The 14,912-nt window shown below is 76.1% G+C and carries 4 protein-coding genes; all 4 read right to left on the minus strand.

Annotation, left to right across the window (positions count from 1 at the left end):
* Positions 1-21 precede the first annotated feature (21 nt).
* The 4 genes from AB0H75_RS26230 to AB0H75_RS26245 are packed head-to-tail and all read right to left on the minus strand — an operon-like array spanning position 22 to position 14,912.
* Positions 22-1,290 carry an MFS transporter gene (locus AB0H75_RS26230; protein WP_367800397.1) on the minus strand — a complete coding sequence of 423 codons (1,269 nt, stop codon included), beginning with the start codon at positions 1,288-1,290 and terminating at the stop codon, positions 22-24.
* A complete protein-coding gene (locus tag AB0H75_RS26235) occupies positions 1,268-5,236 on the minus strand; it encodes an amino acid adenylation domain-containing protein (protein WP_367800398.1) in 3,969 nt (1,322 codons plus the stop codon). Before AB0H75_RS26235 ends, AB0H75_RS26230 begins: the two co-directional genes overlap by 23 nt.
* The gene (locus tag AB0H75_RS26240; protein ID WP_367800400.1) at positions 5,233-11,826 is read right to left on the minus strand and encodes an amino acid adenylation domain-containing protein; all 6,594 of its coding nucleotides are present in this window, start codon (positions 11,824-11,826) and stop codon (positions 5,233-5,235) included. The genes AB0H75_RS26235 and AB0H75_RS26240 overlap by 4 nt, the downstream gene beginning before the upstream one ends.
* Positions 11,823-14,912, minus strand: a complete 3,090-nt coding sequence (locus AB0H75_RS26245; protein WP_367800402.1) for an amino acid adenylation domain-containing protein — start codon at positions 14,910-14,912, stop codon at positions 11,823-11,825. Before AB0H75_RS26245 ends, AB0H75_RS26240 begins: the two co-directional genes overlap by 4 nt.

The raw sequence follows: 14,912 nt of genomic DNA on the forward strand, positions 1-14,912 counted from the left end.
GGCTGAGCGCGTGACGCGGGCTCAGGCCGTGGCGGGCGCCTGCGGCAGCTCGCGCATCCGGGGGATCGGCGACAGCGCCAGCACGATCATCGGCACGACCGCGCCGACCACCGCCGCGACCAGGACCACCGGCCGCATGCCCACGGCCTCGCCGAGCAGCCCGGCCAGCAGGGCGCCGAGCGGCGCGGGCACCAGCCCCATCGCCCAGATCGTGGCGATGACCCGGCCGACCAGCTCGCGCGGCGTCGCCGACTGCAGCACGGTGATGTTGTTGACCACGAACACCTGCGTGCACAGCCCGACCAGCAGCTGCGACAGGGCCAGCACGCCGACCGCCAGCCAGAGCGGCCCGCCCGCCAGCGGCACCAGGACGAGCGCGCTGTTGCCGATCACCGTGGACCAGAACATGGTGGGCCCAGGCCCCACCCCCTTCATCAGCCGCACCGACAGCCACGCCCCGGCCACGGCGCCGACCCCGCCGACCGCGAGCACGCCCCCGACCCAGCCGGCCGGCACGCCGGGGCCCTCGATCACGTACGGGATGAGCAGGGTCTGCAGGATGCCGATGTCGAAGAAGGAGTAGACGGCGCTGGCGATGGCCAGCGGGCGCACGACCGGATGCCCCATCACCCAGCCGAAACCCGCCCGGATGGCCGCGATCATGGTGCCGGCCTCGTCGGCCGGCGGCGGGTCCTCGCGCTTGCGGATCGAGACCAGGAAGAGCGCCGACAGGGCGTAGCTGACCGCGTCCACCAGGATGACCAGCGGCGCCGAGCGGGTGGCGATGAGGAACCCGGCCAGGCTGGGCCCGACCGCCTTGGACACCGAGTCGCTGAGCTGGAGCTTGCTGTTGCCGTCGCCCAGGTGCTCGGGGGCCACCAGCACCGGCAGGTACGACCGGTAGGCGATCTCGAACAGCACCCCGAAGACGCCCATCACGAACACGACCACGTACAGCCACCACAGCGTCAGCAGGTCCATGACGAACAGCAGCGGCACCGTGGCCAGCATGAGCGCGCGCACCACGTCGCTCCAGACGAGCACGGGCCGGCGCCGCATCCGGTCCACCCACACGCCCACGACGAAGAACAGCACCATGGGCAGCCTGGCCAGCGCGCCGAGCACACCCATCTCGGCGACGGAGGCGTGCAGCCACAGGTAGGCGACGACCGGCATGGCGAGCACGGTCACCTGGGAGCCGACCAGCGACAGGCTCTCGCCGCTCCACAGCTTGAGGAAGTCGCGGTTCCTCCAGAGCGAGGCCGGTTCAGTCGTGGGGGGTGAGGCCATGGTCGATGCTGCTCCTCAGCTCGGCGGCCGCCAGGGCGACCCGGGGCTCGTACATGACGGTGAAACGCTCGCCGTGGATGGGCGAGATGCGCAGGCGGCCGGTGACGACGCCGCGCCAGCCCATGTCGTCGGGCGGGACGCCCTCGGCGGCGGGCGAGAACAGCAGGACGTCCCCGTCGTAGGGGGCGTGCCGGTAGTGGCCGACGGCGTGCGCGTTGGCGCGGAAGACCTCGACGAAGCGGCGGGCCTGGCGCAGGTCGGCGGTGTCGGGTTGCAGGGTGTCGGCGCGGGCCGCGGCGTCGATGACGGCCAGCAGCCGCTCGTCCGGGCTCATCCGGTGCAGCGCGTCCAGGTCGACCTGGACCCTGCCGCCGGCCAGGGCGTGGGTGAGCAGGACGGCGTCGTCCTCCAGCGAGGCACGCAGCACCGGCTCGTCGGCGTCGGAGTAGAACAGCACGACGAGCGGCACCCGCTCGCCCAGCTCGCGCAGCCGGCGGGCGGTCTCCAGGGCGATGTTGCCGCCGATGCAGTAGCCGCCCAGCACGTACGGGCCGTGCGGGCGGACCTGGAGCAGGTGGGCGGTGTAGTCGTCCACCATCTCCGCCAGCGTGGCGTGCGGCCGCTCGCCGGGGGCCAGCCCGGCCGCCTGCACGGCGTAGACGGGCTGGTCGTCGCCGAGGTGGCGGGTCAGCGGCAGGTAGCGGAAGACCTGGCCGCCGAGCGCGTGGAACAGGAAGATCGGCACGCGCTCGCCGGTGGGCCGCAGCGGCACGATCCGCCGCGGGGCGCCGTCGTTGTCCTGGGGGCGGCGCAGCTCGGCGGCGAGCCGGGCGACGGTCGGCGCGGTGAGCACGGCCGACAGCGGCACGTCGCGGCCCAGCTCCTTGCGCAGCCGCATGGTGAGGCGCAGGGCCAGCAGGGAGTGGCCGCCGAGGGCGAAGAAGTCGTCGTGGACGCCGACGGCGCCGACGCCCAGCGTCTCCTCCCACAGCGCGCCCAGCCGGGCCTCGAACGGGTCCCGGGGCGGCAGGTACGGCGCGCGGCCGGCGCCGTCGCCGGGCTCGGGCAGGGCGGCGCGGTCGAGCTTGCCGTTGGCGGTGACGGGCAGCGCGTCCAGCCGTACCCAGGCGGAGGGGACCATGTGCTCGGGCAGCCGCCTGCGCAGCGCCGCCGCCAGGCCGGGCAGATCCCCGCCGTCCCCGGGCCCCCCTTCCTGGACGACGTAGCCGACGAGCCGGTCGCCGCGCAGCACGACGACGGCGGCGCGGATGCCGGGCTCGGCGGCCAGCAGCGCCTCGATCTCGCCCAGCTCCACCCGCTGCCCGCGGATCTTGACCTGGAAGTCGGTCCTGCCGAGGTACTGGACCTCGCCGCCGGGCAGCCAGCGGGCCACGTCGCCGGTGCGGTAGAGGCGGGCGCCCGGCGGGCCGTACGGGTCGGGCACGAACCGCTCGGCGGTGAGCCCGGGCCGGCTCACGTACCCGCGGGCGAGCTGCACGCCGCCCAGGCACAGCTCGCCCGGCGTGCCGACGGGGACCCGCCGGCCGTCGGCGCCGAGCACCTCCAGGCGGGTGTTGGCGACGGGCCGGCCGATGGGCACCAGCTCCTCGCCCGGCACGCAGGGGTGCCAGGTGACGTCCACGGCGGCCTCGGTCGGGCCGTACAGGTTGTGCAGCTCGGTACGCGGCAGCCGGTCGTGGCAGCGGGCGGCCAGCTCGGGGCTCAGCGCCTCGCCGGAGCAGATGATCCGGCGAGGCGCCGGCAGGGCGGGCTCGTCCAGGAACAGCTCCAGCATGGACGGCACGAAGTGCAGGGTGGTGACGTCGTGCGCGGCGACGAGGGCGGCCAGGCGGGCGCCGTCGCGGTGCGCGCCCGGCTCGGCGACCACCAGCCCGGCGCCGGTCATGAGCGGCCAGAACAGCTCCCACACCGACACGTCGAACGACAGCGGCGTCTTGTGCAGCACGCGCTCGTCCGGGGCCAGCCCGAACGCCTCCTGCATCCACGCCAGCCGGTTGACGATGGCCCGGTGCGAGACGCCGACGCCCTTGGGGCGGCCGGTGGAGCCCGAGGTGAAGATCACGTACGCGAGCGCGTCCGGGTGCACGCGTACCGGGGCGGCGGCCGGGCCGGGGGAGGTGTCGAGGGGCAGGGCGACGCCGTCCGGCAGCACCGCCGCCCCCTCGGGGCCGGTCAGCACCGTGCGCGCCCGCGCGTCCTCGATCATGTACGCCAGCCGCTCCGGCGGCAGCCCCGGCTCCAGCGGCAGGTACGCGGCCCCGGCGCCGAGCACGCCGAGCAGCGCCGGCAGCAGGCCGGGACCGCGGTCGAGGCAGACGCCCACGACGTCACCCGGCCGGACGCCGGCGTCCACCAGCCGGGCGGTGACGGCGGCGGCCCGCCCGGCCAGCTCGCGGTAGCTGATCCAGGAGCCGTCGTAGCAGACGGCGGGCGCCTCGGGCGTGCGGGCGGCCTGCGCGCCGATCAGCTCGTGCAGCGTGGCGTCCGGGAGGGGGCGGGCCGTGGCGTTCCAGCCGTCGATCGCGGCGGCGTCGCGGCCCAGGTACGGCTCGGCGGGGCGCGGATCGCCGTCCGGGTCGGCGGCCTGGCCCAGCGCGGTCAGGTACAGCTCGCCGATCCGCTCGACCTGCGCGGCGCCGAACTGGGCCCGGTCGTAGGTGAGGGTCAGGTCGAAACCGCCGTGCTCGCGCGAGCGGCCGAACGCGGCGGCGAACGGCACGTCGGTCTGCTCGAAGAAGTCCTGGCCGACGATCTCGACGCCGGGCAGGCCGCGGTAGACGTGGAAGTCGCGGAAGTCGAACAGCACGTCCAGCAGCGGCGACCGGCCGGCCGCCCGCTGGATCTCGAACAGCGGGTAGCGCCGGTGCGGCAGCAGCGCCACCTCCGCCTCGAACACCCGGCGCGCCAGCTCGGCCCAGGTCGGGGCGGTCACGTCCAGGCGCAGCGGCACGGTGTTCAGGAACAGGCCGAGCACCTCCTCGCCGGCCTCGCTCTCCGGGCGGCTGTGCGTGACCAGGCCGGTCATCACCTCGCTCTCGCCGGTGAGCAGGGCGAGCACGCGCAGGTGGGCGGCGAGCGGCAGGGTGCGCAGCGGCACCGCCAGCCGCCTGGCCGCCGCGCCGAGCCGGTCGGTCAGCTCCACCGGCAGCGGCAGCCGCAGCACCTCGGCCCCCGGCTCGCCGCGCCGATCCGGGGCGCCGGGCCGTTCGGGGGAGCTGGGCCGTTCGGGGGAGCTGGGCCGTTCCGGATCGCCGCGCCGGCCCGGGAGGCGGGGGAGGCGGGTGTCGGGGGCGTCGGCCACCTGGGCGTGCCAGAAGTCGCGCGTCCCTGGCGTGGCCACCGCGGCGCGCTCGGCGGCCACCAGCTCGCGGAAGGCCGCGCCGGGCGGCGTGACCGGCAGCGGATCGCCGGTCAGGTGCCCGTGGTAGCGCCCCAGCAGCTCGGTGACCAGGGTCGCCACGCTCCACCCGTCCAGGATGGCGTGGTGGAAGCTCAGGCTGAACGCGAACAGCTCCCCGGGCAGCACGTGCACGTGCGCGCGGGCCAGCGGCGGCGACGCCCAGTCGAACGGCCGCCGCTTCTCCGCCTCCGACCAGGCGGCCAGCCGCCCGGCCGCCCCGCCGGGATCGCCGGACAGGTCCGTCACCTCCAGCGGCAGCGTGGCCGCCCGGTGGACGAGCTGCAGCGGCTCGCTGAACCCGGTCAGGTCGAACGAGGTACGCAGGACCGGATGCCGGGCGGTCACCTCGGCCAGCGCCGCGCCGAACGCCCCGGCGTCGAACCGGCCGCGCAGGGTGATCGTGGTCAGGTCGTGGTAGGTGGCGGCGTCCGGCTCGTACGCGCTGTGGTAGAGCATGCCCGCCTGCAACGCGGCCAGAGGATAGGCGTCCTCCAGGCCGCGCGCGGCCGCCGTCGTCACGGTCATCGCGCCTCACCTTCCAGCAGTCGTGCCAGGTCCTCGGGGTTGAGCAGGCCGAATGGCGTCTCCGGGGCCTCCGCGGGCCCGGCCTCCTGCGCGGGCAGGAGCCGGTCGGCCAGCTCCCTGACGGTCTGGTGCCGGAAGAGCTGCTCCAGCCGGACCGCGTAACCGGCCTCGCGCAGGCGGGCGACCACCTTGAGGCTGCGGATGGAGTCGCCGCCGACGGCGAAGAAGTTGTCGTGGGCCGAGACCCGCTCCAGCCCGAGCACCCCGCGCCAGGCGGCGGCGACGGCCAGCTCGGCCGCGCCCTCGGGCTCGGCGTGCCCGGCGGACTCGGGGGCGCGCGGGTCGGGCAGGGCGTTCCTGTCGAGCTTGCCGCTGCGGTTGAGCGGCAGCGCGTCGAGGACGGCCCAGGTCCTGGGGATCAGGTGGTCGGGCAGCGTGTCGCGCAGCAGCCGCTCCCACTCGGCCGGCGCGGCGTCCCCGCCGTCGTCCCCCTCAGGCCCGTCGGGGACGACATAGCCGGCCAGCCGCAGGCCGGCGCCGTCCTCGATGGCGCGGACGGCCGCGGCGCGGACGCCCGGCAGCGCCGCCAGGGCCGCCTCGATCTCGCCCGGCTCGACCCGCATGCCGCGGATCTTGACCTGGTGGTCGGAGCGGCCCAGGTACTCGATCTCGCCGTCCGGCCGCCAGCGGGCCAGGTCGCCGGTGTCGTAGAGCCGGGCGCCCGGCGGGCCGTACGGGTCGGGCACGAACCGCTCGGCGGTGAGCGCCGGCCGGCTCACGTAGCCGCGGGCGAGCTGCACGCCGCCGATCCACAGGCCGCCCGGCACGCCGACGGGGACGCGGTTCATGCGGTCGTCCAGGATCTCCAGCCGGGTGCCGGCCACCGGCCGCCCGATCGGGACCGTGCCCTCGCCCGGCCGGCAGGCGTGCCAGGAGACGTCCACGGCGGCCTCGGTCGGCCCGTACAGGTTGTGCAGGGCCGCCCGGGGGAGCGTGGCGGCGAAGCGGTCGGCCAGGTCGGCGCCGAGCGCCTCGCCCGAGCAGACCACGGTGCGCAGCGCGCCGAGCCGCGCGGCCAGTCCGGGCTCGGCCAGGAAGGCGTCGAGCACGGACGGCACGAAGTGCACGGTGGTGATCGCCTCGCTCTCCATCAGCCCGGCCAGGTAGGCGGGGTCGGCGTGCCCGCCGGGCCGGGCGACGACCAGCGCGGCGCCGGTCATGAGCGGCCAGAACAGCTCCCACACCGACACGTCGAACGAGAACGGCGTCTTGTGCAGCACCCGGTCCTCGCCGGTCAGCCGGAAGGCGTCCTGCATCCAGCGCAGCCGGTTGACGATGGCCCGGTGCGAGACGCCGACGCCCTTGGGGCGGCCGGTGGAGCCCGAGGTGAAGATGACGTACGCGAGGGAGTCGGGGTGCGGACGGACCCCGAGCGGCCCGCCGTCCTCGGCGGCGACGGCCTCGGCGTCGCGATCCAGCAACACCGTCACCACCCCGGCCCCCGGCTCCGCGCCCCCGGAGGGTCCGGGTGAGGCGGGCGGGCCCGGGAGGCGGTGGGCGAGGGGGACGGTCGAGACGGCCAGGCGGGCGCCCGCGTCGGCCAGCATGCCGGCCAGGCGCTCGGCCGGGTGGTCGGGCTCCAGCGGCAGGTACGCCGCCCCGGCGGCGACGACCGCGTGCACCGCGACCACCAGGTCCGGCCCCCGTTCCAGGCACACCCCGACGACCTGTCCTGGCCCGGCCCCGAGCGCCCGCAGCCGCCTGGCCAGCCGGTTGACCCGGCCGGCCAGCTCCGCGTAGCTCAGCCGGCCCCCCTCGAACCCGAGGGCGGTCGCGTCGGGGGTGCGGGCGGCCTGCTCGGCCAGCAGCTCCGGCAGGGTGGCGTCCGCGACCGGCCCGCCGGTGTCGTTGGCCCGGCGGATGACGTCCAGCTCGGCCGGGGTGAGCAGCGGCAGGTCGGCGACCGGCCGCTCCGGCTCGGCCACCGCCGCCGTCAGCAGCGTCAGGAAGTGGCCGGCGAAGCGCTCCATCCGGTCGTGGTCGAACAGGTCCTTCGCGTAGTGCAGCACCCCGGCGAGCCGGCCGCCGGCCGCCTCCTCGATCATCAGGTGCAGGTCGGCCTGCGTGACCCCCGGGTCGAGGTCGAGGGTGCGCAGGGCGATCCCGGCCACGTCCGGCGGCGCGGGCGGCACGTTCTGGTAGGCGAGCAGCACCTGGAACAGCGGGTTGCGGGCCAGGTCGCGCTCCCCGGCCAGCTCCTGCACCAGCACCTCGAACGGCAGCTCGGCGTGCTCGTGCCCGTCCAGCACGCGCTCGCGGGTGCGCGACAGCAGCTCGGCGAAGGACGGGTCGCCGGACAGGTCGCCGCGCAGCACGAGCGTGTTGAGGAAGAGCCCGGCCATCTCCTCCACGTCCGGGTGGGACCGGCCGGAGACGGGCGTGCCGACGGGGATGTCGGTGCGCCCGGTGTACCGGGCCAGCACCGCCTGGAGCGCGGCCAGCAGCACCATGAACGGCGTCACCTGCCGCTCCCGCGCGAGGGCGTGCACCGCCGCCACCGTTCCGGCGTCGATCGGGAACGTCAGCCGCCGCCCCGCCATGCTCGCCGTCCCCTGCCGGCGCCGGTCCGCGGGCAGGTCCAGGGCGGGCGGCAGGCCGGCGAGGGCGTCCTTCCAGTACGCCAGGTCGGCCGCCCGCCCGGACACCCGCGCCCGGTGCCAGGCGGCGAAGTCCCGGTAGCCGGCGGTGAGCGCGGGCAGCTCCGCAGGGGTGCCGGTGACCCGGGCCCGGTAGAGCTCCATCAGGTCGCGCAGCAGGATCGACAGGCTCCACCGGTCGGCGACGACGTGGTGCAGGGTGAGGAACAGCTCGTGCTCCGCCGCGCCGCGCCGGACCAGGGCGGCCCGCGCCAGCGGCCCGGCCGCCAGGTCGAACCGGTGCCGCGCCTCCTCCAGGCCGACGTCCGGGCCCTCCCGGACCGCCAGCCGCGGCCTGGCGGCGCCCTCCCGCAGGACGGGCTCGCCGTCGCCGTCCTCCCCGACGACCAGGCGCAGCGCCTCGTGCCGGTCCACGAGGTCGTCGAACGCGGCGGCCAGCGCGGCCACGTCGAGCGGCCCCGCCAGCCGCTCCGCCCACGCGACGTTGTAGGCGGGGTTGCCGGGGTCGAGCCGGTCGAGGAACCAGAGCCGGACCTGCGCGTGGGTGGGCCGGACCGGCCCGGTGGGCACGGGCGGGATCGGCCCGGTGGACACAGTCGGGATCGGCCCGGTGGGCACGGGCGGGATCGGCCCGGTGGGCACAGTCGGGACCGGCCGTACGGTCTCCGCCCCGCCGGGGAGGAGCGGCGCCAGGCCCGCGATGGTCGGCGTCTCGAAGCAGCGGCGCAGCGTCACCTCGGCGCCGTGGGTCTCCCTGAGCCTGACCACCAGGCGCATGGCCAGCAGGGAGTGGCCGCCCAGGGCGAAGAAGTCGTCCTCGACGCCGAAGTCGTCGCGGTCGAGCAGTTCGGTCCATACGGCGTGCAGGGCCTGCTCGGCAGGGGTGCGTGGCGGCACGGATGCGGTGTCGGCCGGGTCGGTGGGGGGTGGGGGCAGGGCGGTGCGGTCGAGCTTGCCGCTGGGGAGGGTGGGCAGGTGGGTGAGGGGGACGAAGGCGGCGGGGATCATGGTGTCGGGCAGGCGGGTGCGCAGGTGGGTGCGGAGGTCGGGTTCGGTGGCGGTGCCGGTGGTGTAGGCGACGAGGCCGGGTCCGCCGGGGGCGTCGTGGCGGAGGGTGACGACGGCGCGGTGGACGTGGGGGTGTTGGGTGAGGATGGTGGCGATTTCGTCGGGTTCGATGCGGACGCCGCGGATTTTGACTTGGTGGTCGAGGCGGCCGAGGTATTCCAGGGTGCCGTCGGGGTGGAGGCGGGTCAGGTCGCCGGTGCGGTAGAGGCGGCTGCCGGGTGGGCCGTAGGGGTCGGGGACGAAGCGTTCGGCGGTCAGGGCGGGTTGCCGGTGGTAGCCGCGGGTGAGGCCGGTGCCGCCGATCAGCAGCTCGCCGGGTACGCCGACCGGGACCGGCCGCAGGTCGGGGTCCATCACGTAGCAGGTGGTGTTCGCCACCGGCCGGCCGATCGAGCCGCCCCGGCCGTCGGTGACGCGGCGGCGGGTGGACCACACCGTGGTCTCGGTCGGGCCGTACAGGTCCCACAGCTCGCCGGTGACGGCGAGCAGGCGGGCGGCGAGCGGGCCGGGCAGCGCCTCACCCGTGCTGATCACCCGGGGGACCCCGTGGGCCAGCGCGGGCAGCAGCCCCTCCAGCACGGACGGGGTGGCCTGCACGGTGTGCAGGTCGCCGCGCCGCAGCAGGTCGTGGACGCGCTCGACGCTCGCGGCCGAGGCGAGCACGACCGTGCCGCCGCTGACCAGCGGCCCGAAGATCTCGACCATCGCGATGTCGAACGACACCGACGTCAGGAACAGGAACCGCGCGCCGGCCGCCAGCCCCGGCCGCTCGCGTACTTCGCACAGCAGGCTGACCAGCCCCCGGTGCGGCACCACCACGCCTTTGGGCCGGCCGGTGGAGCCGGAGGTGTAGATCAGGTACGCGGTCTGGCCGGGGTGGAAGGCGGGCTCGGCCACGGGCTCGGTGGCCGTGGCGGCGGTCTCGTCCAGGAGGAGCAGGCGGGCGGTCGCCGGCAGGCGGTCCCGGAGGGAGCCGGTGGTGACGGCCAGGGCGGCGCCGGAGTCGGCGACGATCTGGCCGAGCCGGTCGGGCGGGTAGGCGGGATCCAGGGGGACGTAGCAGCCGCCGGCCTTGAGCACGGCCAGCAGCGCCGCCACCAGGTCCGGGCTCCGGGGCAGGCAGACGGCGACCCTGCTCTCCCTGCCGACGCCGAGGGCGCGCAGCTCGGCGGCCAGGCCGTTCGCGCGGGACTCCAGCTCGGCGTAGGTCAGGGACGTGCCGTCCGCGCCCTCCACGGCCGTCGCCCCGGGCGAGCGGGCGGCCTGCTCGGCCACCAGGTGGTGGACGCCGCGCTCCGGGTAAGGGAGCGCCGCGCCGTGCCCGGCGTCCAGGGTGTCGCGCAGCTCGGCCGGGTCCATGAGCGGCAGCTCCGACAGCCGCAGCTCCGGATCGGCGACGGCGGCGGCCAGCAGCGTCCGCAGGTGCCCGGCCAGCCGCCGTACGCGGTCGTCGTCGAACAGGTCGGTGGCGTGGTCGAGCACGCACAGCAGCGAGCCGTCCCGGCGCTCCTCCACGATGAGGTCCAGGTCGAACATGGCGGTGCCGGGGCGCACGTCCAGGCGCTCCAGGCGCAGGCCGCCCGGGCCGCCAGGGCCGCCGGGCAGCTCCGGGGTGCTCTGGTAGGCGACCATGACCTGGAAGAGCGGGTTGCGGGACAGGTCCCGGCCGCTGGTCAGCTCCTCCACCAGCGTCTCGAACGGCAGGTCCGCGTGGTCGAACGCGGCCAGCGCCCGCTCCCTGGTGCGCCGTACCAGCTCGGCGAAGGACGGGTCGCCGGACAGGTCGCCGCGCAGCACCACCGTGTTGAGGAACAGCCCGACGGTCCGGTCCAGGGAGGGGTGCGGCCGGGCGGAGATCGGCGTGCCGACCGGGATGTCGCTCTGGCCGGTGTAGCGGGCGAGCAGCGCCTGCACGGCGGCGACGAGGACCATGAAGGGCGTGGCGCGCCGGGCGGCGGCCAGCTCGCGCAGCCCGGCGGCGAGGCCGGCGTCCAGCTCGAACAGCAGGCGGTGGCCCCGGTTCGACGGCACGGGCGGGCGCGGCCGGTCGGCGGGCAGGTCGAGCACGTCGGGCAGGCCGTCCAGGGCCTCGCGCCAGTAGTCCAGGTCGCGTTTCCTGGACGGGCCGTCCTGCCGCCGGGCCACGTGGTCGGCGTACGCCACCGGCACCGGGGGCAGCGGCTCGCCGGCGTAGAGCCGGAAGAGGTCGCCGAACAGGATCGCCACCGACCAGCGGTCGGCCAGGATGTGGTGCAGGGTCAGGATCAGCCGGTGCTCGCCCGGCTCGCCCGGATCACCCTGCTCGCCCGGCCCGTCCGGCTCGGGCGTCACGCGTACCAGGAGGGCCCTGGTCAGCGGGCCGGTGCTCAGGTCGAAGGCGAAGCGGGCCTCATCGAGGGCGGCGGCGTCGGCCTCGGCGGCGGACATCGTCTCGACGCGCAGCACCGGGCGGACCGGGCCGGGGCCCTGGCGGGGCTCGCCGTCGCGGGTCTCGATCACGTAGCCGAGGATCGGGTGCCGGTCCACCAGCGCGTCGAAGGCCGCGGCCAGCGCGGCGGCGTCCAGGTCGCCCACGATCCGGTACGCCCACGACAACGTGTAGGCGGGGTTGCCGGGGTCGAGCTGGTCCACGATCCAGAGCCGCCGCTGCGCATCGGACAGCGGCCCACCGGCCGCCCCACCGGCCGCCCCGCCGGCCACCCCACCGGGGGCTTCGCTCGGCGAGGGCGAGCCCGCGTCCGTCGTGGTCTCCGGCGTGGTGTCGGGCCGGGCCGCGCGGGCGCGGGCGAGCCGGGCCTCCAGCGCGGCGCGCTGCTCCGGGCTGAGGCCGGCCAGCCGCGCGCGTACCCCGTTGCCGTCGCTCACCGCTCCTCCTCCAGCAGCTCCAGCAGGCCGGCGTCCGCCAGCCCTTCCTCCAGCACCGCCAGCGCCTGCTCCTCGACCGTCGTGGCGTCGAAGCAGCGGCGCAGCGGCAGCTCCACGCCGAACTCGTCGGCGATCCGCCCGACGAGGCGGACCACCAGCAACGAGTGGCCGCCCAGCGCGAAGAAGTCGTCGGTCACCCCGACGCGATCCCGGCCCAGCAGCTCGGCCCAGACGGCGGCGATCGTCTCCTCCATGGGCGTGCGTGGCGGCACGGATGCGGTGTCGGCCGGGTCGGTGCGGGGTGGGGGCAGGGCTGCGCGGTCGAGCTTGCCGCTGGGGAGGGTGGGCAGGTGGGTGAGGGGGACGAAGGCGGCGGGGATCATGGTGTCGGGCAGGCGGGTGCGGAGGTGGGTGCGGAGGTCGGGTTCGGTGGCGGTGCCGGTGGTGTAGGCGACGAGGCCGGGTCCGCCGGGGGCGTCGTGGCGGAGGGTGACGACGGCGCGGTGGACGTGGGGGTGTTGGGTGAGGACGGTGGCGATTTCGTCGGGTTCGATGCGGACGCCGCGGATTTTGACTTGGTGGTCGAGGCGGCCGAGGTATTCCAGGGTGCCGTCGGGGTGGAGGCGGGTCAGGTCGCCGGTGCGGTAGAGGCGGCTGCCGGGTGGGCCGTAGGGGTCGGGGACGAAGCGTTCGGCGGTGAGGGCGGGTTGGTGGTGGTAGCCGCGGGTGAGGCCGGTGCCGCCGATCAGCAGCTCGCCGGGTACGCCGACCGGGACCGGACGCAGATTCCGGTCCACCACGTAGCAGGTGGTGTTCGCCACCGGCCGGCCGATGCGCATCGCGTCGGGGGAAGGCGGCACCCGGTACGCGGTCGACCAGATCGTCGTCTCCGTGGGCCCGTAGAAGTTCCACAGCTCGTCGGTGACCCCGAGCAGCCGGCCGGCCAGGTCGAGCGGCAGCGGCTCGCCGCCGAGGATCACGCGCGGCAGCCCGGGCGGCAGGTGCTCGGCCGCCACGCTCGCCACCGACGGCGTGAGCTGCACCAGGTCCACGCCCTCCGCGGCCCGGCGCAGCTCCTTCGGCGCGCGCGGCGCGTCCTCGGGCGCGATCACCAGCGTGCGGCCGGACAGCAGCGGCGTGAAGATCTCCAGAGCCGCGATGTCGAACGACAACGAGGTCATGAACAGCGTGTCACCGCCGCCCAGCCGCCGGATCACATCCGTGACCAGGTTGACCACGCCCCGGTGCGGCACCTGCACCCCCTTGGGCTGGCCGGTGGAGCCGGAGGTGTAGATCAGGTACGCCAGCCGGTCCGGCCCCACGGCCGGCAGCGGCCCGCCGCCGCCGGGCTCCGGCTCGGGCAGCCGGTCCAGCAGCAGCTCGGCGGGCCGTTCCGGTGGCAGCAGGTCGCGGTGCGCGGAGTCCGTGAGCAGCAGCACGGCCCCGGAGTCGGCCAGCAGGTACGCCAGCCGCTCCGCCGGGTACGCCGCGTCCAGCGGCAGGTAGCACGCCCCCGCCCGCAGCACCGCGAGCAGCGCCACGACCTGCGGCACGCCGCGCGGCAGGCACACCGCCACGCACGACTCGGGCCGCACCCCCGCGGCCACCAGCCGCCCGGCCAGCGCCGCGCTGCGGGCGTCCAGCTCGGCGTAGGTCAGCTCGGTGCCGTCCGGGCCGCGCAGCGCCACCGCTTCCGGCGGCTGGGCGGCGACCAGCTCGTGCAGGGGCCGCTCCGGGTAGGGCGCGGCGGTGTCGTTCCAGTCCACCAGCAGCTCGCGCCGCCGCTCCGCCGTCATCAGCGGCAGCTCCGACAGCCGCGTCCCCGGGTCGGCGGCGGCGGCCTCCAGGACCAGCCGGTAGGCGTCCGCCAGCCGGGCCACGGTGCCGGCGTCGAACAGGTCGGTGCTGTACTCCAGGTAGACGCCGGCGCCGTCGGCCGTCCTGACGACGTCCACGTTCAGGTCGAGCTGGGCGGTGCCGTTCGGGAACTGCCCGCGTGAGGACATCGGCAGCAGGTTGAAGCCCACCTGGTAGAGCGGCGTGCGGCTGGTGTCGCGCACCGGCTGGAGCGCCTCGACCAGCCGGTCGAACGGCACCTCGGCGTGGTCCAGCGCGTCCAGCACGGTCTCCCGCACCCGGTCCAGCAGCTCGCGGAACGGCGGGTCGCCGCCCAGGTCGGTCCGCAGCACCAGGGTGTTGACGAACATGCCGACCAGCGGCTCGAACTCGGGCAGGTCGCGCCCGGCCACCGGCGTGCCCACCACGACGTCCTCCTGGCCCGCGTACCGGGACAGCAGCGCCTTCAGCCCGGCCAGCAGCACCATGAACAACGTCGCGCCGCGTCGCCTGCCCAGCGCCTCCAGCTCGCCGACCAGGCCGGCGGGCAGCGCCAGGTGGTGCTCGGCCCCGGCGTGCCCGCGCACCGCCGGCCTGGGCCGGTCGGTGGGCAGCCCGAGATCGGGCGGCAGCCCGGCCAGCCGCTCCCGCCAGTGGCCGAGCTGGGCGGCGAGCACGCCCCTGTTCAGGTGCTCGCGCTGCCAGGCGGCGTAGTCGGCGTACTGGACGGGCAGGTCGGGCAGCCGCGCCGGTCGGCCCTCGGCGTGGGCGGCGTCCAGCTCCCGCAGCTCCGCGGCGAGGTTCGTGGCGGAGCGGGCGTCGAACACGGCGTGGTGGACCACGAGCACCAGCCGCTGCTCCGCGCCCGGCATCCGCACCAGGTGCGCCCGCCACAGCGGCGCCCGGTCCAGCGCGAACGGCCGCCGCGCCAGCTCCACGGCCAGCGCGCGGAACTCGCGCTCGGCCCGCTCCGGCGGCAGGTCGCGCAGGTCGGTGCGCGGCAGGGTGACCGGCAGCTCGACCTGGACGAGCTGGACGAGCGCGCCGTCCTCGACCGCCAGGGCGGTGCGCAGCGCCTCGTGCCGCCGGACCAGCTCGCCCAGCATCCGCTCGCACCGGTCGGGATCGCCCCGCTCGGGCAGCTCGATCACGGCGTTGACGTGGTACGCGGGCGCGCCGGGGTCGAGCCGGGACAGGAACCACAGCCGCTCCTGGGCGAACGAGGCGGGAAAGACGTACGTGCCGGTCAC

Source organism: Nonomuraea sp. NPDC050783, from assembly GCF_040802095.1.
In the GTDB taxonomy this organism is placed as follows: Bacteria; Actinomycetota; Actinomycetes; order Streptosporangiales; family Streptosporangiaceae; genus Nonomuraea.